Source organism: Pseudomonas sp. Marseille-Q8238, from assembly GCF_965111915.1.
On the sequence record NZ_CBCOPI010000001.1, the window covers coordinates 2,546,632 to 2,568,277 of the forward strand.

The window sequence follows — 21,646 nt, forward strand, 5'->3', positions numbered from 1 at the left end:
ACCATGACCAGCGCATTCTCCCTCCTCCCCCAGACCCAGCGCTTCCTGGAGCGCCGCCAGCAAATGCTCATCAATGGGCAATGGCAGGACGCCGTCAGTGGCGAGACCATGAGCATTCGCAATCCGGCCACCGGCGAAATTCTCGGCAACGTCCCGGCTGCCGGCAAGGAAGATATCGACCGCGCCGTGAGCGCTGCTCGCCAGGCATTCGATGATTCGGCCTGGAGCCGGATGCGCCCTCGCGACAGGCAGAACCTGCTGTGGCGCTTCGCCGACCTGCTGGAGCGTGACGCCCGCCACCTGGCCGAACTGGAATGCGTGAATAACGGCAAGAGCGCTGTCGTGGCCCAAGCCATGGACGTACAACTGGCTATCGACTTCCTGCGCTACATGGCCGGCTGGGCGACCAAAATCACCGGGCAGACCGTGGAGCCCTCCCTGCCATTGATGCCCGACGAACACTTCCATGCCTTCGTGCGCCGCGAAGCGGTCGGTGTAGTCGGCGCCATCGTCGCCTGGAACTTCCCGCTGCTGCTGGCCTGCTGGAAAATCGGCCCGGCGCTGGCCACCGGCTGTACAGTGGTACTCAAGCCCGCCGATGAAACCCCGCTGAGCGCCCTGCGCCTGGGCGAACTGGCCCTCGAAGCCGGCTACCCGGCCGGCGTGCTCAACGTCGTCACCGGTACTGGTTTGCAAGCTGGCAGCGCGCTGACGGCTCACCCAGGCGTGGACAAGCTGACCTTTACCGGCTCCACCGAGGTGGGCAAGGTGATCGGCAAGACCGCCATGGACAACATGACCCGTGTGACCCTGGAACTGGGCGGCAAGTCGCCCACCATCGTCCTCGGTGACGCCGACCTGCAACAGGCCGCTGCCGGCGCCGCCAGCGCGATCTTCTTCAACCATGGCCAGGTCTGCAGCGCCGGTTCGCGCCTGTACGTGCAACGCAAACACTTCGACAACGTGGTCGCCGATATCGCCGGCATCGCCAATGGCATGAAACTGGGCAACGGGCTGGACCCAAGTATCGACATGGGCCCGCTGATTTCCGCCAAGCAACAGGCGCGCGTCGCAGGCTATATCGAACTCGGCCGCGAGCGTGGTGCGACCATCGCCTGCGGTGGCGAGAGCTTTGGCCCGGGCTACTTCGTCAAGCCGACGGTGATTGTCGATGTCGACCAGAAACACCCGCTGGTGCAGGAGGAAATCTTCGGCCCGGTGCTGGTCGCCATGCCGTTCGACGACATCGACGAGGTCATCCGCATGGCCAACGACAACCCTTATGGCCTGGGCGCCAGCCTCTGGTCCAATGACATGGCGGCGGTGCACAAGGCCATTCCGCGGATCAAGTCGGGCTCGGTATGGGTCAACTGCCACAGTGCGCTGGACCCGAGCCTGCCCTTCGGCGGCTACAAGCTGTCGGGCGTTGGTCGCGAGATGGGCGCGGCGGCCATCGAGCATTACACCGAGCTCAAGTCGGTAATGATCAAGCTCTGAGCAACGGCCTCGCCCGGTACCCCGCTACCGGGCGAGTGCTCTCATGTCCGCAACTGCTTGATCTTGCGGTACAGGGTCGCGCGGCTCACACCCAGCGAATCGGCCGCGGCTGACACATTGCCCTGGTGACGCTCCAGCGCATTGCGCATCAGTTCGAGTTCATTCTCGCGAATGCTGGCGGGTTGCCTGACAGATGCCGTCAACTCATCGAGCAAGCTATCGGTCAGGTGATCGAGTCCTAACTCCATCTCGCCCTCCTCGCGCATCGCCAATGCCGCGCGCAGCACCATTTCCAGCTGACGAATATTGCCTGGCCAGTCATAGGCGAGCAGCAATTCGTTCAAGTGCCTGTCGAGGGTCACGGCCTCGCCGCCAAGGCGGACGAGGATATGCCTGATCATGCCGGCCATATCCTCGCGTTCACGCAGGGCCGGTAAACGCAGGCAGATGCCATTGATGCGGTAGTAGAGGTCCTCGCGAAAGCGCTTTTCCTGCACCTCCTGCTTGAGATCGCGGTGGGTCGCGCAGATGACCGCCACGTCGATATCCTGCTCCTCGGCAGCCCCAAGCGGCGCCACCTTGCGCTCCTGCAATACCCGAAGCAGACGCGCCTGCAGGCTCAACGGCATGTCGCCGATTTCATCGAGGAACAGAGTACCGCCATGGGCCTGCATGAGGCGCCCGACCATGCCGCCCTTGCGCGAACCGGTGAACGCGCCCTCGCGATAACCGAACAGTTCGGACTCGATGAGGCCTTCAGGAATTGCCGCGCAGTTGACCGCAACGAAAGCCTTCCCGGCCCGCGCACTGGATTGATGCAGCGCACGCGCTACGACCTCTTTGCCCGTACCGGTTTCGCCCGCCAGCAACACGGGCAAGCCGTTGCCAAGCCCCTGGTGGGCCATGCGTAGGGCACGAGCAAAACGTGCGTCACCGGCGGCCAACGCCTCCAGCTCCTGTCGTTTGGCGACCGGCTCACGCCTGACCGACACCACCTTCCCGTGCCGGGCATGGCGTGGCACCTGCAACGTGCGTACGAAAAACTCGCCCTTGATGGTCTGTATGTTGTTCACGCCGCCTTGCAGCAGACGCTCGATGAATGCCGGCGAACCACTCCCCAGCAGATGGCTGCTCTTGCACCCCAACAGCATATGCCGCGGGATCTGCAACAGGCTGCAGGCCTGGTCATTGGCGGCGAGCACCTCGCCGTCCAGGCTCAGCGCCAGCAGGCCATGCCAGGAGGAACCGAGGTATTGGCGGCGGGTATGAAAGGCCAGCACCAGCTCGTCCGGATAGGTTCCGGTGAACAGCCGGCTCTCGATATTGCTGGCAGCCAGCATCAGCGTGGCGAAACTGTCGCGTGGCTCGCTGAGCACACCTTCACGGGTCAGGTCGAGCACGCCTGCGACCTGGCCCTGCGGGTCCTTGATCGGCACCGAGGTGCAGGAAAAATGGCTGAGCCGATCCAGATAATGCTCGCCATGGTTGATCAGCGTCGGGCGCGCCTCGATCAGCGCAGTGCCGATAGCGTTGGTGCCGCGCAGTGATTCGCTCCAGCAACTGCCCGGCCGAAGGTCACGCAATCCTGTGCTTTTCAGCGCGTCGGTGAGCCCTTCGACTGCCAGAACCTGGGCATGTGCGTTGCCGAGGATGATCAGCCGCTCCTTGCCTTGCTGCCTGATCAGATAGTCCAGCTCAGGCGTCGCCGCATCGATCAGCAACCGGTTGTTGGCAAACAGCAGCTCGAGGTCCGCCTCCTGGCTACCCGCCATGCCCTCTTCGCCCTGGCAGTCCAGGCCGTGCTCGAGGCTACGCCGCCAGGACGCATCGATTTCCTCACGCAGCACGCCCTGAGGCAGGCAACCCTCTACCAGGAGTTGGCGGCGGATCTGCTGAGTCTCGTGAAATACATCGGGGTTTCTTGTTGTTATCTGGGCCATCTGTCACTCCAGCGGATTACTGCCAGCACCGACCGAATCGCTCGGCGCTGGAGAAATGGCATCACAACGCAAATGTCTACACCGCAGCTCTGCTTCCGTAAAGAGGCGTTCGATGAGCGTGCTCAATCCACCACAAGATAATTGATACATCGCACGGGCATCTTTACGTTAACGTAAAGGTAATATACCGTGCAAATTGAAACCACCCGAAAGCGCAAACGTTTCACATTCAATCGGCTCACTGCAGCCAATCAGCTCACTGCACCAATGCCTCGACGCTCACCGCGCAACTGAGCAAGATGAACAACCCGCTGCAACCGCTGGAGAAGACATGGACCTCAAAGGCAAGACCGCTCTCGTCACTGGCTCGACCAGCGGTATCGGACTGGGCATCGCCCTAACGCTCGCCAAGGCCGGCGCCAATGTGGTGTTGAATGGTTTCGGTGATGTGGCAGCAGCCATAGCCGCTGTCGAGGCTGCAGGTGCCCAGGCTCGTCATCACCCGGCAGATGTTTCCAGGGCTGAAGATATCGAGGTGATGATTGCCTACACCCAGAGTGAATTCGGCGCACTCGATATTCTGGTCAATAACGCTGGCATTCAACACGTGGCGCCGCTGGAGGTATTCCCGGCCGAACGCTGGGACGCCATCCTCGCGACCAATCTTTCCTCAGTCTTCCATGCCACGCGCCTGGCACTGCCAGGGATGCGTGAACGTGGCTGGGGACGCATCGTCAACATCGCCTCGGTGCACGGGCTGGTCGGTTCGGTGAACAAGGCCGCGTATGTCGCGGCCAAGCATGGCGTCATCGGCCTGACCAAGGTCGTGGCACTGGAAACCGCACAAAGCGCCATCACCTGCAATGCCCTCTGCCCGGGTTGGGTACTGACACCGCTGGTGCAGCAACAGATAGATACCCGCGCCCAACTCGACGGCGACCTCGACCGCGCGCGCCGCGAGCTACTCGCCGAGAAACAGCCCTCGCAAGATTTTGTCACCCCCGAGCAGCTTGGCGAGCTGGTTCTGTTTCTTTGTAGCGATGCCGCAAACCAGGTCCGGGGTGCCGCCTGGAACGTGGACGGCGGCTGGCTGGCGCAGTGAACGCCCTCCTCCACTCTCATCATGATGTTCAGGATTTGCCCATGAACCCACCACTCTGGTCCCCCTCCAGTGAACGCATCGCAGCGACCCGCATGGATGCATTCCGCCGCTTCATCAACCAGCGCCACGGCTTGCAACTCAGCGACTACCCGGCGCTGCACCAGTGGAGCGTGGGCGCGCGTGAAGCGTTCTGGCAGGCGATTGTCGACTTCTTCGAAGTGCGCTTCGACCAGCAGCCCGGCAGCGTGCTGGAAGAAGGCCCAGCCATGCCCAGTGCACACTGGTTCCCAGGCGCAACGCTGAACTTCGCCGAGCACCTGCTGCGCCGCCGTGATGATCACCCAGCCATCGTGGCCATCGGCGAAGACGGTAGCCGCGAGCAACTGAGTTACGCCGAGCTGGCTACCCATGTCGCCGGCCTGCAGCGCAGCCTGCGTGAAGCAGGCATTGGTATTGGTGATCGCGTCGCCGCGTTCATGCCCAACACCTGGCAAACCCTGGTCGGCATGCTCGCCACCGCCAGCCTCGGCGCCACCTGGTCGAGCTGCTCGCCGGACTTCGGCACCCAGGGCGTGATCGACCGCTTCGGCCAGATCGAACCGACCGTGCTGATCGCCTGCGCCGGCTACCGCTATGCCGGCAAGAACCTCGACCTGACCGACAAGCTCAACGAGATCCTCGGTCATCTGCCGACCTTGAAGCAGTTGGTGGTGGTGCCCTATTCGCGGGCAGAGGCCAAACCCACTGATTACACGTCAGTGGCTGCAATCACGCTCTGGCAGGATTTCTACCAGCCCGGCGGCGAGCCGCAATTCACCGCCGTACCATTCGAGCAACCGCTGTACATCCTCTATTCCAGCGGCACCACCGGCGTGCCCAAATGCATCGTCCATGGTGTCGGCGGCACATTGCTGCAGCACGTAAAGGAACTCGGCCTGCACAGCGATCTATCGGCTGATGACACACTGTTCTACTACACTACCTGCGGCTGGATGATGTGGAACTGGCTGGTCTCCGGCCTGGCTCTCGGCGCGACCCTGGTACTGTTCGACGGCTCGCCGTTCCACCCAGGTGCAGAGCGACTGATCGACCTGATCGATGCAGAAAACATCAGCATCTTCGGTACCAGCGCCAAGTTCATCGCTGCTCTGGAAAAGGCTGGCGCCAAACCTCGTGAAAGCCACAAGCTGGGCCAGCTCAAAGCGATTCTCTCGACCGGCTCGCCGCTGGCCCACGAGAGCTTCGACTACGTCTACCGCGACATCAAGACCGATGTCTGCCTGTCCTCCATTTCGGGCGGCACCGATATCGTCTCCTGCTTCGCGCTGGGCAACCCTGTATTGCCAGTGCGCCGCGGGGAACTGCAATGCAAGGGTCTGGGCATGGATGTTCAGGTATGGAACGACGCTGGCCAGGCCGTCATCGGCGAGAAAGGCGAACTGGTCTGTGCCCAGCACTTCACGGCCATGCCTGTCGGATTCTGGAACGATGCCGACGGTGCCAAATTCCATGCGGCCTACTTCGACACCTTCCCTGGTGTCTGGGCCCATGGCGATTACGCCGAGGAGACCGAGCAGGGTAGCTTGATCATCCATGGCCGCTCGGATGCCGTGCTCAACCCCGGCGGCGTACGCATTGGCACCGCAGAAATCTACCGCCAGGTGGAAAAGGTCGAGCAGGTGCTGGAGTCCATTGCCATTGGCCAGGACTGGGACAGCGATGTGCGCGTCGTGCTGTTCGTGCGCCTGCGTGAGGGCGTGACGCTGGATGACGCGCTGCAAACACAGATCCGCCAGGTGATCCGCGCCAATACCACTCCGCGCCACGTGCCGACCAAGATCATTGCCGTCAACGACATCCCCCGCACCATCAGCGGCAAGATCGTCGAACTGGCGGTCCGCAACATGGTGCACGGTAAACCAGTGAAGAACACCGACGCCCTGGCCAACCCCCAAGCACTGGAGCTTTTCAGAGATCTACCAGAGCTGAAGAGCTGATGCGACGCAGGCTATTCGCTTCAATTTCGAATCGAATAGCCTGCCCGCGTGACACAGCAACCCATTACGCACCGCAGGGCTGGCCCACGCGCGCGAAATGTCGAATCATGCAGCGTCTTTTGATCTCCCAGCAGAGGAAGCTCCTGTATGCACCCCGTTCGACAATGCCTCGCCCTTCTCACGCTGAGCAGCTTCGCCCTGCTTGCCCAGGCCGACGAGCAAGGCTACAGCAGCACCTACAGCCAGTGCATGAAGGCCAGCGGCGGTATCACGGTGGAGATGCTCGATTGCATTGCCAGTGAGACGAAGCTGCAAGACGCACGCTTGAACCAGAACTATCGGGCGGCCACTCAGACCTTGAAAAGGCTGCTGCCCCAACTGCGCGGCGCACAACGTCTGTGGATCCAGTACCGCGACGCCGAGTGCGGCCTGCAAGGTAGCCTGACCGGTGGCAGCATGGACGGCATCAACAGAGCGTCCTGTTTCCTGGAAATGACCAAGACGCGCGCAGATCAACTCGATTCCTTGGCGCAACTGGATCTTTAGCATTTAACGCGCCCCAGGCATGGAGCGAGCGATCTTTGCCACCGTTATCAGCCATCGTCCCTCAAGTTCGACGCCATTCACGGAAACTTCAATGACCCTGTTTACCCGCACCCTGCTCTGTCTGTCCCTTAGCGTGCCGAGTGTTGCCCTGGCCGATGCCTGTTTGTCATTCGCGCCGCATGCTGCACAGCTCGAAGGACGCCTGGTATCCCAGACCCACATTGGGCCGAACGAAAAACCCAGCACAGGTTTTTATCTGCAGCTGAACAAGTCCATCTGTATCGAAGGCACGGAAGACGATGACCCGGTTGCCGACGTCAGCCTGGTGCAGTTGGCATTGGACCAGGACGGCTCGCGACGGTTGGAATCCCGACTGGAACAACAGGTAGCGCTTACGGGCCAGTTGATGTCCGCGCATTCCGCGTACCACTTTGCGCCCCTGCTGCTGGCCCAGGTCGAGACGCTCGACGCTGGCACTCTGCAAGCAGGCCCTGACGGCGAGGAAAAGAACGAAGCGGCGTTGCCGGAAGATATCCGCACATTCAAGGCGCGCCACGAATCCTGCGAGCACTTCATCGGCGAAGAACCCTACGACGAGGAACGCCGAGCATTCCTCAACGAAGCAGTGAGCGAAACCTGCACAGGAATCGACCAGCAGTTGCACGACCTGCGCACACGCTATGCAGAAGATCCGGCCCTGCGCGAAGTGCTACGCGAGTTCGACACCCTGGAATAACTGGAAGTACCTGCCGCCGCTATTCAGATCCCGTGGCGCCCCGGGTCCTCCGACGGCGCCTCGACCTCGATCTCTTCCAGCTTCAATTCCATGCTCCAACTGGCCGGCTCGGCGGCGGGAGCCGGCGCTGCAGCGACGGGCACGGGCGCAGCCACCGGTGCAGCCTGCGCGGCGGCCGGCGTGTCCTTGTAGAGTTTGAGCTTGAGTCGCACGTTGTTCGCCGAATCGGCGTTCTTCACCGCTTCCTCTTCATCGATCACACCTTCATGCACCAGGTCGATCAAGGCCTGGTCGAACGTCTGCATGCCAAGGTTCTTCGACTTCTCCATGATCTCCTTGATCTCGGAAAACTCGTTGCGCTTGATCAGGTCACGAATGGTGGGCGTACCCAGCAGCACCTCCACCGCCGCACGGCGCTTGCCATCTTGCGTCTTGACCAGCCGCTGGGACACGAAGGCCTTGAGGTTGTTGCCCAGGTCGTTGAGCAGTTGCGGACGACGCTCTTCCGGGAAGAAGTTGATGATGCGATCCAGCGCCTGGTTGGCGTTGTTGGCATGCAATGTAGAGATGGCCAGGTGACCGGTATCGGCAAAGGCCAGGGCATGCTCCATGGTCTCGCGGTCGCGGATCTCACCGATCAGAATCACGTCCGGCGCCTGGCGCAGGGTGTTCTTCAGCGCTGCGTGAAAACTGCGGGTGTCCACGCCCACTTCGCGCTGGTTGATGATCGACTTCTTGTGCCGATGCACGTATTCCACCGGGTCCTCGATGGTGATGATGTGTCCGCCGCTGTTACGGTTGCGGTAATCGATCAGCGCCGCCAGTGACGTGGACTTACCGGAGCCGGTGCCGCCGACGAACAACACCAGGCCACGTTTCTCCATCACCGTCTTGAGCAGAACCTCAGGCAATTTGAGGTCTTCGAACCTGGGGATTTCCATCTTGATGTTGCGCGCAACGATGGACACCTCGTTACGCTGCTTGAAGATGTTGATGCGGAAACGGCCGATGTTGGGCAGCGAGATCGCCAGGTTCATTTCCAGCTCGTTGTCGAACTCGGCCTTCTGCTGGTTATCCATGATCCCGGCGGCGATAGCTGCGACATCGCCAGCCCGAAGTGGCTCTGCACTAAGCGGCTTGAGCACCCCGTTGAACTTGGCACAAGGCGGTGCGCCGGTGGACAGGTACAGGTCCGAGCCGTCCTGGCTGGCCAGGATTTTCAGCATTGCAGAGAGGTCCATCGAGCACTCCAGAGCGTCAAGGAACAGGCCTGGAGCAGCATGATTGCGGCACGCATCCAGCCTGAAAGCTGGCGCCATTCTGATGGCGCAGCAAATGCTGGCACAATAGCGCCCCAGAAAAAATGAGGAGCCCGTCATGGCAAAGGCAATGGCCCGCCACATCCTGGTCAAGACCGAAGCGGAAGCGGCCGCCCTGAAAAAACGCATCGCAGCTGGCGAGGCCTTCGATGTGCTGGCCCGCAAGCATTCCACCTGCCCGTCCGGCAAGAAAGGCGGTGACTTGGGCGAGGTCCGTCCTGGCCAGATGGTGCGCGCCATCGACCAGGTGATCTTCAAGAAGGAATTGCGTACCGTCCACGGCCCGATAAAAAGCCAGTTCGGCTACCATCTGGTGCAGGTTTTCTACCGGGACTGACCATGACACCCGAACAAGTCGCTACCTTCTGCCTGAGCCTCCCCGGTGCCCGTGAGGACATCAAATGGGGTGGTGTGCGCGTGTTCTCTGTGGCCCAGACCAAGATGTTCGCCCTGCTCCACCTGGCCAGCCGTGATGGGCTGGCCTTCAAGGTCGATGACGATCTGTTCCTCGGTTTCTGCGACCGCCCCGGCATCCGCCCGGCGCCCTACCTCGCCCGCGCCCACTGGGTCAGCCTGGAACACTCTACCAGCCTCGGCACTGCCGAACTGCAGGAACTGCTCACCCGCTCCCACCAGTTGGTGGTCAAAAGACTGCCCAAACGCTTGCAGCCTGGCCTGTTGCTCTAGCGCCAAGCATTAAAGCTGGCGCGAACGCTCAGACCAAAAAAACCGATCAGGTATCCGAAAAAATGCATCAGGTCCTTCTGATCGTGGATGTCCAAACAACCTTCAACCCACCAGACTGGCTAGTTGCTGGCATACGTCCGCTGCTGAGTCTGCTGCCATCGGTTGCGACCGTTGAGCTGCACGATGAACAGCGTACGCCTTTCTCCCGCCAACTCGGCTGGAAACCTGCAACGACCGATCAGTGCCTGGTTGATGCCGATATGGTCTTCATCAAACACGGTTACAGCCCATCAGCGGAAACAATTGAACACCTGAAACAGTTCAATCCAGACCGTGTACTGGTTTGCGGTATTCAGACCGACACCTGCGTTCTGGCCGCAGGGTTCATGCTTTTTGATGCGGGCCTGACCCCCACACTGATTACCGACCTTAGTGTAGGCTCTTCACTAGACCGCACGGGTCAACTCGGGGTGCAGCTGTGGAAACATCATTTCAGGCATACCACCACAGCCGATGAGCTTCTGGGGACCTTGAAGCTGCTTGATAAGTAGATAAGAGCCTGCATACCCCCTATAGCCGTGCCTATGCGACAATGCGCGCGATTTTCGACATGATCGCGCCCCGATACTCCAGTCGCACTACGTCCAGCGCCTGTCTGCGCGCAGACTCGTTCAACCCTGCTTGCCCTGAAATGCTACGGCATTGCCCCTGCTAGGCCAGCAACCACTCAATTCACAGGTAAGTCCCTTGATCTCCACCGCCAATATCACCATGCAGTTCGGCGCCAAGCCGCTGTTCGAGAACGTGTCCGTTAAGTTCAACAACGGCAACCGCTACGGTCTGATCGGCGCCAATGGCTGCGGCAAGTCGACCTTCATGAAAATCCTCGGTGGCGACCTGGAGCCCTCCGGTGGCCAGGTGATGCTCGAGCCGAACGTACGCCTGGGCAAGCTGCGCCAGGATCAGTTCGCCTACGAAGAATTCAACGTGATCGACACCGTGATCATGGGCCACGAAGAGCTGTGGAAGGTCAAGGCCGAACGTGACCGTATCTACTCGCTGCCGGAAATGAGCGAAGAAGACGGCATGAAGGTCGGCGAGCTCGAAGGTGAGTTTGCCGAGATGGATGGCTACACCGCCGAATCCCGTGCAGGTGAGCTGCTGCTTGGCCTGGGTATTCCGCTGGAACAGCACTTCGGCCCGATGAGCGAAGTCGCCCCCGGCTGGAAGCTGCGCGTACTGCTGGCCCAGGCGCTGTTCTCCGACCCGGACGTGCTACTGCTCGACGAGCCGACCAACCACCTGGATATCAACACCATCCGCTGGCTGGAAACCATCCTCACGGCGCGCAACAGCACCATGATCATCATTTCCCACGACCGTCACTTCCTGAACTCGGTCTGCACCCATATGGCTGACCTGGACTACGGCGAACTGCGCCTGTTCCCCGGCAACTACGACGAGTACATGACCGCCGCGACCCAGTCGCGCGAGCAGTTGCTGTCGGACAACGCCAAGAAGAAGGCGCAGATTTCCGAACTGCAAAGCTTCGTCAGCCGCTTCTCGGCCAACGCCTCGAAAGCCAAACAGGCCACCAGCCGCGCCAAGCAGATCGACAAGATCCAGCTGGCCGAGGTCAAGCCATCGAGCCGGATCAGCCCGTTCATCCGTTTCGAGCAGACCAAGAAGCTGCACCGCCAGGCCGTGACCATCGAGAAACTGTCCAAGGCCTTCGACGACAAAGTGCTGTTCAAGAACTTCAGCTTCACCGTCGAAGCCGGCGAGCGCGTCGCGATCATCGGCCCCAACGGCATTGGCAAGACCACGCTGCTGCGCACCCTGGTCGGCGAACTTGCTCCAGATGCCGGCGCGGTGAAATGGACCGAAAGCGCCGAGCTGGGTTACTACGCCCAGGATCATGCCCATGACTTCGAAGACGACGTCAGCCTGTTCGACTGGATGGGCCAGTGGACACAGGGCGAGCAGATGATTCGCGGGACCCTCGGGCGCATGCTGTTCTCCAACGACGAGATCCTCAAGTCGGTGAAGGTCATCTCCGGTGGTGAGCAAGGCCGCATGTTGTTCGGCAAGCTGATCCTGCAAAAGCCCAACGTGCTGGTAATGGACGAACCGACCAACCACCTGGACATGGAGTCCATCGAGGCGCTCAACCTGGCGCTGGAGAACTACCCGGGCACGCTGATTTTCGTCAGCCATGACCGCGAGTTCGTCGGCTCTCTGGCTACTCGCATCATCGAGCTGTCGGATAACGGCGTGACCGACTTCAGCGGTACTTACGACGACTACCTGCGTAGCCAGGGCGTAATCGTCTGAGTCGATAGTCCCCCATGAAAAAGCCCGCACTCAGCGGGCTTTTTCATGGATCGAGAATCAAGCTACGGCGAATAGCTCGCCAATCTGAACATTCGCGCCCTGGATGGCATTGGCACGCGGCTCTTCACCGTAAGCCAGGCCTTCGGCCCGTACGATCTCGATGTCCGTGATGCCGAGGAAATTCAACACGCGCACCAGATAATCCTCATGCGCCTGGCCGCTTGCCTGGCCTGCGTGGATACCACCCGCAGTCGAGACGATCACCACCTTCTTGCCACCCGCCAGGCCTTTGGGGCCGTTTTCGTCGTAGGCGAATGTCTTGCCAGCCACGCAAACCCGGTCGATCCAGGCCTTGAGTTGCGATGACAGGGTGAAGTTGTACATCGGTGCGCCAATCACAATGGCATCAGCCGTCAGAAACTCCCCGAGTATCGCTTCGGCGAGCTGAACTTCCTGCTGCTGTGATGCATTACGCTGCTCGGCTGGGGTAGCACCAGCTGCCAGGGTGGCCGAAGAGAAATGACCCACGCCATCGGCCAGATCACGGTAGGTAACCTGGAGAGAAGGATCGACGTTCTTCCAGGCCGCCACCACGCGAGCGGTCAATTGCCGGGAGGCGGAAGCATCACCAAGGATGCTCGAATCGAGGTGCAACAGTTTCATGGGTAATCCCCCTCAAATGGCGACCTTCCTGACTGAAGATCGAATGAGAGACAGACTACCCATGAAGCCAAACGTCGATTAGCCAGCACGAATGCGATTGATCGTCCTGCTGATGGATCCAATTAGGCGTTCGCCGTACACTTCACGCGCTTCAATAACCGCCGAGATAGTCCAGTTTGCCCAATGCCACACCGTTATGCCGAAGGATGGCGTAGGTGGTGGTGATATGGAAATACAGGTTTGGCAGCACGAAATTGAGCAAGAACGTCTGCCCGGCAAGGCGCAACTCGCCGCTTGGCAGTTTGATGCTGACGATCCGCTCCTCACTGCCATTGACCTGATCGGCGCTGATAGTGCTGATGAATGCCAGCGTTCTTTCGATGCGCGCTTTCAGTTCGGCAAAGCTGCTCTCGGTATCGGCGAAGCCAGGAATATCAACCTGCGCCAGGCGTGCTGCACCACCTTTGACCGCATCACTGGCAATCTGGATCTGCTTCGCCAGCGGGAACATGTCCGGCGCCAGGCGCGCCTCCACCAGACTGGCCGGATCAATCGCGTTAGCGTCGGCATGTGCCTGGGCCTTGTCGAGAATGGCGGACAGGTTGTTCAACATGCGGGTAAAAACAGGAATGGAAGCCTCGTACATGGACAGAGACATAGTGCGACTCCAGGCGGGGATGGGTTCGATGCGCAGGTGCGCTATCGCGCGCCACAATACACCGCAGCAACGCCGCAAAGCGATGGCACATACTTGGCTCGCGCCCTATCGAGGATGGCCCCATGCAAGACCTCAACGACCTGTTCTACTTCGCCAAAGTGGTCGAGCAAGGCAGTTTTGCTGCCGCCAGCCGCCTGCTGGGCATTCCCAAATCCCGACTTTCACGCCGAGTCGTGCAGTTGGAGGAACGACTAGGCGTACGCCTGCTGCAGCGCACCACCCGTAAACTGGTATTGACCGATGTTGGGGAACGCTACCTTCGCCACTGCCAGGCGATGCTGCTCGAGGCCGAACAGGCCGATGAAACCGTTGCCAGTCTGACCAGCGAACCCCGCGGTCGGCTACGCGTCTCCTGCCCCACCGGCTTCACTCGCACCAGCATCAGTCAGGCCATTCCCGGTTTCATCGCGCGTTATCCCAAGGTGCAGCTGGAGATCATCCTCAGCAACCGCCGTATCGACCTGCGTGATGAAGGTATCGATGTGGCCTTGCGCGTGCGTGAGCACGATGATGAAGACCCGTCCCTGATCTGCCGTCAGTTGACGCCCGCCAGGGCTTATCTGGTTGCCGCGCCCGCCCTGCTCGAGGATGCGCTCATCGCAACGCCAGATGATCTCGGCAAGCTGCCCGTGCTCGGCGCAGTGGAACATGACCGCCGCGTGCACTTTCTGCTACGTGATGCACATGGCAACAAACGGGATATCGCCCTGGAAGCACGCCTGAGCATCGAGGACTTCGATGTACGCAAGCAGGCCGCCCTGCAAGGGCTGGGCATTACCATGCTGCCACAGACTATCTGCCAGGATGAGCTGGATGACGGTCGCCTGGTGCGCCTGCTACCGGGCTGGGAATTACCTGGCGGGCACTTGCAGATGGTGTACACGCATCGACGCGGCATGCTCCCGGCTGTACGGGCCTGGATCGAACACATGACTGAGGCGATCAACAGCAGCGACTTTCGCCCGTTGTGAGCTAGTAAGGAATTACGCCGCGCAGGACCCCGCCCAACAGGCGTCCACCGGACAACCAGTCGAACCAGAACCCCTGGTGCAGCAAAACGATGAACCAGAACACCAACTGGAATTCGACCTTGCGCGTCTTGTGTCGAAATACCTGCTGCGCCACCAGCGCACCTGGCCAGCCACCCAGCAACTCGGTGGCATGCAGGGTATTTTCAGGCGTGCGCCAACGACCACTCTGAGCACTGTTCTTGTCGCCCCAGTACTGCAGAAAGCTGACAACGCTGAGCACGGGGTAAATGGCAGCCGGCCAGATGAAACCAGCGCCAAGCAACATCTTCAACGCTCCCACCACTGGCAAGGCACACAAGGCGATGAACAGGATGAGCTTCATGGGCAGCGCCTTAATCGAGCCATCCACTGAACGTCGCTCGACTGTACGCTTCGCCGATTTCACCGGTCGTGCGGGCTGAGGTTTACGGCGGATGGCCGGGCGATCCAGGCTCAGGGCTTCACCACGCATGTGCTCGGCACGCGGTCGACCTCGCTCATCCTTGCCGGCGACATACAACACAGCCTGGCCAACCTCGGGCCGTCGATCCCCACGCATGGCAGAGATATGCACGAACACATCGTCACCGCCCCGCTCCGGGCGGATAAACCCGAAGCCTTTGTCGTCATTCCAACTGCGCAAAACACCCCGCAATTCCATTTGCGTAAATACCTCAGTCAATCTGTACCGTGGTCCAATCAATCAGACCGAATTGCCAGGTGGCCAGGATCAGCAAGCCGAAGGCGATGCGATACCAGGCGAACACCGCATAGCTATGGCGAGAAATGAACGCGAGCAAAGCGCGCACAGCGATCATCGCGAAAATGAATGACACCACGAAGCCAATGGCAAATATCGGCAAATCTTCCGGCAGGAAAAAATCACGGTACTCATAGCCCGAATAGAGGGCCGCACCGACCATCGTCGGCATCGCCAGGAAGAACGAGAACTCGGTGGCAGCACGACGTGACAATCCGAAGAGCAAACCGCCAATGATGGTCGAGCCAGAACGTGAGGTGCCTGGAATCATTGCCAGGCACTGTGCGCAACCGATCTTCAGAGCGTCCTTCCAGGTCATGTCATCGACCTCCTCGACCCGGATTTCATGCTCACGTCGTTCGGCCCAGAGCATGATGACGCCACCCACGATCAATGCCGTCGCTACGGTGAAGGCGTTAAACAGGTAATGGTGGATCTGTTCGGAGAACAACACGCCCAGCACGACGGCAGGCAATACAGCGATGATCAGGTTGAAGGTGAAACGCTGAGCTTGAGGCTGATGCGGCACATTGATCACTACATCGATGATCTTGCGCCGAAACTCCCAGACGACGGCGAGAATGGCACCCAACTGAATAATGATGTTGAACACAATGGCCCGTTGCCCACCGAACCCCATCAAGTCGGCAACGATGATCTGGTGACCGGTACTGGATATCGGCAGGAACTCGGTAAGCCCCTCTACAACGCCCAAAATCAATGCCTGCAGGGCAATCCACAAATCCATGAAATCCTCTTGGAGCGCCGTGCGTTTAATCGAAGAACCTGGATAACCAGGCCGAAAAGCTGCGCATGCTAACAGATGAAAAGCCGTTCGCCGACCGCCTGAAACCTTTCAGACTGACTATCCCGCCACCACATCCGTAGGCGGAGCTTTAGAAGCCTCTATGCCGTTCTGGCTGATGACGCGGCAGGCAACTTACACCATCAAATCTGTAAATTTCGTGAAGGCAATACTTATCCCCAAGCCCCGGAGAACTGCCTAGGCGGCAAAGCCACAACAGACAATTGCACAACATCCGTTACACCAGCCTTACACCTGAGCCTCTGCGACTTGCACACGCATCACCTGTGGCAGTGCCCATTCAATGGATCTCAGTCTGCCTTGCCCCTCTTTACCCTCACCTGGAAAAAACTGAGGTGTCTAGCCTGAGGCCGACGAAGCGCAGACCTCGCGTATCTACCGATACGAACTTGCTCCACTCACTACGCCTTCGTCTATTTCTCATAAATGAAACACATTGCAAACACAGGCGAGGCAATCCCAGCGATACCTGTAACACGCCTGATACAGGCCATACGTGCAGGCTTTGTTGAAATATGACAAACCATTGTTCTTGATGGGAAAAATGCTTTCGGCACGACTTCTGCTCTCTCATCCGAACCGCTGCCGGATGCAGTTTCGATCAGAAGAAGTCGCCTCATGGAACGCTCGCTCGCGCTTAAAAGTGGTCTTCTCTTCGGGTTGTTGCTTTGCACTGTAAGCACCGACTCCTTGCCAGTACTGGCCGCCGAGGGCGACATCATCATCACACGTCAGGTACAGCCACGTACGGCGACCCGGACCGAGTTGGTGCCTGATCCCAACCCCAATCTGGTCAACCCCAATCACCAGACCCTCGGTGCCGTGAAAAACCTTCGGCCAGCCCATGAGTTGAACGACGGTGACTTTGCTGGCATCAACAGTGGGATCGCCCTGCCCCAGCGCCTGCTCGCCCCCACCAGCACCGGTGATCTGTCCACCAGCACGGTGCAGCAAACTCAGAGCCTGCCGGGACTATCCGCCACCCATACGGGAGGCAGCACCAGCGGCATTGCCGGGCAGATCAACCGCAGCGTGCAACAAGGCCTGCGCCCCCTGAACATACTGGGTGGGCAATGACATGCGCACGCTCCTCATGCTTATCGCCCTGTCCTCTTCGCTCACTACCGCGTTGGCCTGGGCCGAGCAGCCGGTCAATCCGCGAATGACGGCCAACATCGACGGCAGCGGTCAGGGGTTCCAGGGCAACCTCATGATCAATCAGAGCGCCGGCGACCAGCAGCAACAAGCTAATGCCCGTGCCATCAGCATCGGTGATCACGCCAGCACGCGCATTACAGTCCGGCAAACCAACGACCGTAGCGCACCAGCTGCGCTAGATGCCCACGCCCGCATCATCGGCGCCGCCTTCAGCCAAGGCAACGGCGTACTCGGCGTCAATCAAAGCGCCGGCATTGCCAACCAACAGATCAATGCTTTCCGCCTGGAGCTCAATGCGCTCCCGGAAAGCCTGGACGACAGCGCTCTTGCCCAGAGCGCTGCGCCAGCGACCAACTCCGGTGTGGGCGTACCACAAGGTGGTGAACGCGTGGTTGAGATGGATGACCAGGCATTCGCAGGCAGTCGTGGGGTGGTGCAACTCAACCAGAGCGCTGGGGTTGGCAACCGTTCGGCCAACAACCTGAGCATCCGGGTCCTCGAATGACCCTCGCTTTGACTCGTACATAACAGTGCAAGGAGATCCACCATGAAAACACAACCGATCCTCAAGCCGCTGGTTATCGCCGTGGCACTCGCATTCTCCGTGGGCGCCTTTGCCGGCGGCCAGCAGAATGGCCAGAACAGGGCAGACGGCGCGACAGCAGAGGTAAGCGATAGCCAGACCGTCGAGGACAACTACGTCGACAACCACGAAACCAAGAACAACGCCACCGTCGATGCAAACGCCACCTTTACCGGCAACACCGGGGTGAACGTGGTGGCAGGCGACAATAACCAACAGGCCAACGCCGCCGCCATTGCCACTGCCGACTCGTTCTTCGTGTTTGGCGTCGAAGCCAATGCAAAAATCGATGTTGACCAGAACGGTAACAACAACAGCGTCGACAACACTGGCACGCAAAACAATGCGCTGGTCAACGGTACGCTGAGCAGCACCGGCAACCTGGGCTTCAATGCGGCCGCCGGCAACTACAACCAACAGAAAAACGACCTGGCCATTGCCTCTTCGGAAACGGCCTATGTCGCCACTGCCTCCGTCGACATGGACCAGCAGTTGAACGACAACGAAACCATCAACAACACCGGCAAGGTCTATCAGGTCGCCGGGGAAGACTCGCTGGCTCAATCCAGAACCGGCCAGGGTGGCCCTGGCGGCAACAACGGCAACAATCAGACTCCGCAGACCCCAGTCGTCAACAACGCCTCGCTTAGCGGCACTGTGACCACGACCGGTAATGCGGGTATCAACCTTGCCGCCGGTGCCGGTAACCAGCAAGCCAACTCGCTCGCCATCGCAGCCGGTTGCACCGCCTGCGCTGCTGCTCAGTAAAGCGCTCTACACGGGCCCGACTCACGGGCCCGTTTTTTCTCAAACGGGGAGCCGCTCATGCTGGGTATACCGGTTCATGTCGCCCTGCTTTCGCTGGGTCTTGTTGCCGCCGCTTATGCCCAAGGGCAGCCGGCGAGCAAACCCCTGGCCATTCTTCCTGGCGGGGCATTGGCATTCAAACCGGTGGTCAGCATGCGTGAAAGGCGCTTTGCCAACCTCGTGGAACAACGTACGGATTTCAGTTGTGGTGCGGCCGCCATGGCCACACTGCTCAACGGTGCCTATGGCTGGAACCTGGCTGAAGAGGATGTGATCAAGGGCATGCTGCTCGAAGGCGATGCCGAGGTCATCCGCACCCAAGGCTTCTCCATGCTCGACATGAAGCGCTACGCCGAATCACTGGGCCTGCGTGCACGCGGCTACCGGCTTGCCCCCGAGAAGCTCGAACAGGTCAAGGTGCCGACCATCGTGTTGCTCAACATTCGCGGCTACAAGCACTTCGTGGTGCTGCAGCGCAGTGGGGATGGCGCGGTGTATATCGGCGACCCCGTTCTGGGCCACAAGAAGATGGATACCCATGAATTCGCCAAAGGCTGGAACGGCATCGTCTTTGCCCTTATCGGCCCTGGCTACGACCGACAGAACGCCCTGCTCACTCCGCCAGAACCACTGACAGCTCGACACCGACTGGACCGTTTCAGTCCAGTCCGCGACGCCGAGCTAATGGAGTTCGGCTTCATCCAGAGCGATTTTTTCTAAGCAGAGAACGCGGGGCACAAATGCCCCAGGAGCTCGACATGAGCATCAGATCCTTACTGGCCAGTGGCATCCTCCTCGCCAGCCTGCCGATACACGCAAGTGAGCTGTTCAAACCCATCGAATTGACCGACCCGGAGCTGGCCCAATTGCGAGGGCGCTATGTCTTGCCCAACCAGATCATCAGCTTCGGCGTCACGATGTCGACGTTCTGGCAGAACAGTGCGGGACAGGTCATCGGTGCGCAGGTGGCGCTCAATATCGATGGACAGTCGCAACCCAACCTGACAGTCACGCCGATTCAGCAAGCCATCGGCAACGGCAGCGTAACCATCGGCAATGGACAGGTTATCGGTGGGGCCGGCCTCGATGCGGTACAGGGCATTGCTCAGAGCGTGCGCACCGCTGGCGACCTGAACAGCGGCCTGAATGACCTCAGCATCACCATCACCCGCAACGGCAGCGCTAACGCGCCAGCCTCTGGTGAGGCCTGGACGGGCAGTTACAGCGACAGCAACGGTGCCGGATCGGTGAACATCTCCTCCGTCAATGGCGGCATGCGCGTGGCCCTGACCGCCAACAACGGGCAAGGCTTCGCCCAGCAACAGATTGCCAGTGGCGGTATCGCCCAGCAGGCCGATATCAGCGGTTCGCTGAATGCCGTACAGAACCTGGCAGCCCTGAATGTCGCGCTGCGTGACAGCCCAAATCTGGATATGGCGACCTATTGCGCCTGGGAACAACTGCGGGGCCTGCAACGCGCGGGTTACTAAGAGCCTGTTCACGATCTCATGAATTAGAGCCAGACAAGGCAAAAATGGCTGAGGAAGCGGAGTTTACGGATGGTAAATGAGCATTCCGAGGACATTTTTAACGCCGTATGGCTGACAGTCAGGAGATCGTGAACAGGTTCTAAGCGTTATTCGCCCCTTGAACGACGTGCGTGCAACTCGTTTGAAAAAGGATGTTCTGCCATGTACCTATTGCGCTCCATTGCCCTGACCTCGATAGCCCTCAGCCTGACCTCGACCTGCCTGGCCGCCGAGGACCCCGAGGTCCAGGCTCTGCTCGACCAGCTCAAGACCCTGCAGAAGCGCTATGAACAGCAACAAAAGGCGCTGATGGTGCTCGAACAGCGCCTGCGCCAGGTTGAGGAGCGTCCACAGCAGCCCGCCGTGGCGCCCCGAAGCCCGGGCAGACAAACCGCTACCGCGGGTAGCGGCTATGGCACTGCGCTCAAGCAGGATGAAGAACCGGCCCCCAGCGTCGAACACATCTATCAGGAGGCCAGCGGCTTCTTCGGCGGTGGCACATTCAGCCTGGAGCCCGGCCTGACCTATAGCCATTACGATTCCCGGCAACTCTTTCTCAACGGTTTCCTGGCCCTGGACTCGATTTTCCTGGGCAACCTGGGCGTCGACCAGATCAATGCCGACACGCTCACCCTGGACCTGACCGGGCGCTACAACCTGAAGCAACGTTGGCAGTTCGATATCAATGCCCCGATCATCTATCGCCAGACCTCGTACGAATCCGCCGGTGCTGGCGGCTCTACCGCCCAGGTCACCGAAGAAACCGTGACCGGCGATCCACGTCTGGGCGACGTCAGTGTCGGCGTTTCCTACAAGTTCTTAGACGAAGGCCCTGGCAGGCCAGACGCGATCTTCAGCCTGCGCGTAAAGGCCCCTACCGGTCAGGAACCCTACGGCATCAAGGTCGACCAGGTGCCTGGCAATAATAATCTCAGCGTTCCTGAGGACTTACCGACCGGTAACGGTGTGTGGTCGATCACACCCGGCATTTCACTGGTCAAGACGCTCGATCCGGCCGTGCTGTTCGGCAACATTTCCTACACCTACAACCTCGAAGACAGCTTCTCCGACATCAGCGCACAACGCGGCGCCAAAGTGCCCGGCAAGGTCGATCTGGGGAACTGGTTCCAGTTCGGCATCGGCACGGCGTTCGCCCTGAACGAACGCACTAGCATGTCGTTTTCCTTTTCCGAACTGATCAGCCAAAGAAGCCGGATCAAGCCCGACGGGCAAAGCTGGCAGTCGATCACCGGTAGCGATGCCAATGCCGCCTATTTCAATATCGGCATGACCTTCGCCGCCAGCGACAAGCTAACCATCGTGCCCAACCTGGCCATTGGCCTGACGCCGGATGCGCCGGATTTCAGCTTCAGCCTGAAATTCCCCTATTACTTCTGATCCGGTTTGCCCGGGCGACGCATCCGTTGCACACGC

General features: G+C 60.0%; 22 protein-coding genes. 16 read left to right on the forward strand and 6 right to left on the reverse strand.

Translation table 11 applies throughout. The features are described 5' to 3' along the window. The first annotated feature begins 3 nt into the window (after positions 1–3). Positions 4–1,497, forward strand: coding sequence for an aldehyde dehydrogenase family protein (locus ACWPW0_RS11780; RefSeq protein WP_447591568.1), 1,494 nt, complete (start codon positions 4–6; stop codon positions 1,495–1,497). A gap of 41 nt (positions 1,498–1,538) precedes the next feature. On the opposite strand, the gene ACWPW0_RS11785 is transcribed toward ACWPW0_RS11780, so the two are convergent. Then, positions 1,539–3,437 (reverse strand): sigma-54-dependent Fis family transcriptional regulator, encoded by a 1,899-nt coding sequence (locus ACWPW0_RS11785; RefSeq protein WP_454255421.1) that lies wholly within the window; start codon positions 3,435–3,437, stop codon positions 1,539–1,541. A 331-nt stretch (positions 3,438–3,768) separates the two neighbouring features. Here ACWPW0_RS11785 and ACWPW0_RS11790 point away from each other — a divergent pair, with 331 nt between their 5' ends. From ACWPW0_RS11790 to ACWPW0_RS11805, 4 genes are all read left to right on the forward strand, one after another. Then, complete coding sequence (locus ACWPW0_RS11790; protein WP_454255422.1) at positions 3,769–4,539, forward strand: 3-hydroxybutyrate dehydrogenase; 771 nt, start codon at positions 3,769–3,771, stop codon at positions 4,537–4,539. Between the two features lie 41 nt (positions 4,540–4,580). Then, positions 4,581–6,536, forward strand: a complete 1,956-nt coding sequence (locus ACWPW0_RS11795; RefSeq protein ID WP_454255423.1) for an acetoacetate--CoA ligase — start codon at positions 4,581–4,583, stop codon at positions 6,534–6,536. A gap of 147 nt (positions 6,537–6,683) precedes the next feature. Beyond that, complete coding sequence (locus tag ACWPW0_RS11800; RefSeq protein WP_447591561.1) at positions 6,684–7,082, forward strand: lysozyme inhibitor LprI family protein; 399 nt, start codon at positions 6,684–6,686, stop codon at positions 7,080–7,082. Positions 7,083–7,173: 91 nt separating this feature from the next. Continuing rightward, positions 7,174–7,818, forward strand: coding sequence for a DUF4431 domain-containing protein (locus tag ACWPW0_RS11805; protein WP_454255424.1), 645 nt, complete (start codon positions 7,174–7,176; stop codon positions 7,816–7,818). Positions 7,819–7,841: 23 nt separating this feature from the next. Here the strand turns inward: ACWPW0_RS11805 and ACWPW0_RS11810 are convergent, their stop codons facing one another. After that, positions 7,842–9,059, reverse strand: coding sequence for a PilT/PilU family type 4a pilus ATPase (locus tag ACWPW0_RS11810; RefSeq protein ID WP_447591557.1), 1,218 nt, complete (start codon positions 9,057–9,059; stop codon positions 7,842–7,844). A 136-nt stretch (positions 9,060–9,195) separates the two neighbouring features. On the opposite strand from ACWPW0_RS11810, the gene ACWPW0_RS11815 reads away from it, so the two are divergent. The 4 genes from ACWPW0_RS11815 (at position 9,196) to ACWPW0_RS11830 (ending at position 12,158) form a co-directional block, all read left to right on the forward strand. After that, on the forward strand, positions 9,196–9,474 hold the full coding sequence (locus ACWPW0_RS11815) for a peptidylprolyl isomerase (RefSeq protein WP_447591556.1): 279 nt from the start codon (positions 9,196–9,198) through the stop codon (positions 9,472–9,474). 2 nt (positions 9,475–9,476) lie between these two features. Next, the gene (locus tag ACWPW0_RS11820) at positions 9,477–9,824 is read left to right on the forward strand and encodes an MmcQ/YjbR family DNA-binding protein (protein ID WP_447591554.1); all 348 of its coding nucleotides are present in this window, start codon (positions 9,477–9,479) and stop codon (positions 9,822–9,824) included. A gap of 62 nt (positions 9,825–9,886) precedes the next feature. Beyond that, a complete protein-coding gene (locus ACWPW0_RS11825) occupies positions 9,887–10,375 on the forward strand; it encodes a cysteine hydrolase family protein (protein ID WP_454255425.1) in 489 nt (162 codons plus the stop codon). A 196-nt stretch (positions 10,376–10,571) separates the two neighbouring features. Beyond that, positions 10,572–12,158, forward strand: coding sequence for an ABC-F family ATPase (locus ACWPW0_RS11830; protein WP_454255426.1), 1,587 nt, complete (start codon positions 10,572–10,574; stop codon positions 12,156–12,158). A 57-nt stretch (positions 12,159–12,215) separates the two neighbouring features. Here the strand turns inward: ACWPW0_RS11830 and ACWPW0_RS11835 are convergent, their stop codons facing one another. Together ACWPW0_RS11835 and ACWPW0_RS11840 are read right to left on the reverse strand one after the other, a co-directional pair. Next, a complete protein-coding gene (locus ACWPW0_RS11835; RefSeq protein ID WP_447591548.1) occupies positions 12,216–12,821 on the reverse strand; it encodes an FMN-dependent NADH-azoreductase in 606 nt (201 codons plus the stop codon). 151 nt (positions 12,822–12,972) lie between these two features. Continuing rightward, complete coding sequence (locus ACWPW0_RS11840; protein WP_454255427.1) at positions 12,973–13,479, reverse strand: DUF1993 domain-containing protein; 507 nt, start codon at positions 13,477–13,479, stop codon at positions 12,973–12,975. Positions 13,480–13,601: 122 nt separating this feature from the next. Between ACWPW0_RS11840 and ACWPW0_RS11845 the strand changes: the two genes are divergently transcribed. Continuing rightward, entirely contained in the window at positions 13,602–14,510 is a 909-nt protein-coding gene (locus ACWPW0_RS11845; protein ID WP_454255428.1) for a LysR substrate-binding domain-containing protein, read from the forward strand. 1 nt (position 14,511) lies between these two features. Here ACWPW0_RS11845 and ACWPW0_RS11850 read toward each other — a convergent pair whose 3' ends face one another. Together ACWPW0_RS11850 and ACWPW0_RS11855 are read right to left on the reverse strand one after the other, a co-directional pair. Further along, entirely contained in the window at positions 14,512–15,210 is a 699-nt protein-coding gene (locus tag ACWPW0_RS11850; protein ID WP_454255429.1) for a DUF1294 domain-containing protein, read from the reverse strand. A gap of 13 nt (positions 15,211–15,223) precedes the next feature. Further along, positions 15,224–16,057, reverse strand: coding sequence for an undecaprenyl-diphosphate phosphatase (locus ACWPW0_RS11855; RefSeq protein ID WP_447591543.1), 834 nt, complete (start codon positions 16,055–16,057; stop codon positions 15,224–15,226). A gap of 696 nt (positions 16,058–16,753) precedes the next feature. Here ACWPW0_RS11855 and ACWPW0_RS11860 point away from each other — a divergent pair. The 6 genes from ACWPW0_RS11860 (at position 16,754) to ACWPW0_RS11885 (ending at position 21,610) form a co-directional block, all read left to right on the forward strand. After that, complete coding sequence (locus ACWPW0_RS11860; protein ID WP_454255430.1) at positions 16,754–17,212, forward strand: hypothetical protein; 459 nt, start codon at positions 16,754–16,756, stop codon at positions 17,210–17,212. Position 17,213: 1 nt separating this feature from the next. Beyond that, positions 17,214–17,798: an adhesin gene (locus tag ACWPW0_RS11865; RefSeq protein WP_454255431.1), complete on the forward strand. Its 585-nt coding sequence runs from the start codon at positions 17,214–17,216 to the stop codon at positions 17,796–17,798. A 42-nt stretch (positions 17,799–17,840) separates the two neighbouring features. Continuing rightward, positions 17,841–18,644 (forward strand): hypothetical protein, encoded by an 804-nt coding sequence (locus ACWPW0_RS11870; RefSeq protein WP_454255432.1) that lies wholly within the window; start codon positions 17,841–17,843, stop codon positions 18,642–18,644. Positions 18,645–18,701: 57 nt separating this feature from the next. Beyond that, a complete protein-coding gene (locus ACWPW0_RS11875; RefSeq protein WP_447591537.1) occupies positions 18,702–19,403 on the forward strand; it encodes a C39 family peptidase in 702 nt (233 codons plus the stop codon). A gap of 38 nt (positions 19,404–19,441) precedes the next feature. Next, positions 19,442–20,173 carry a hypothetical protein gene (locus ACWPW0_RS11880; RefSeq protein WP_454255433.1) on the forward strand — a complete coding sequence of 244 codons (732 nt, stop codon included), beginning with the start codon at positions 19,442–19,444 and terminating at the stop codon, positions 20,171–20,173. Between the two features lie 201 nt (positions 20,174–20,374). Next, entirely contained in the window at positions 20,375–21,610 is a 1,236-nt protein-coding gene (locus ACWPW0_RS11885) for a hypothetical protein (RefSeq protein WP_454255434.1), read from the forward strand. The last annotated feature ends 36 nt before the right edge of the window (positions 21,611–21,646 follow it).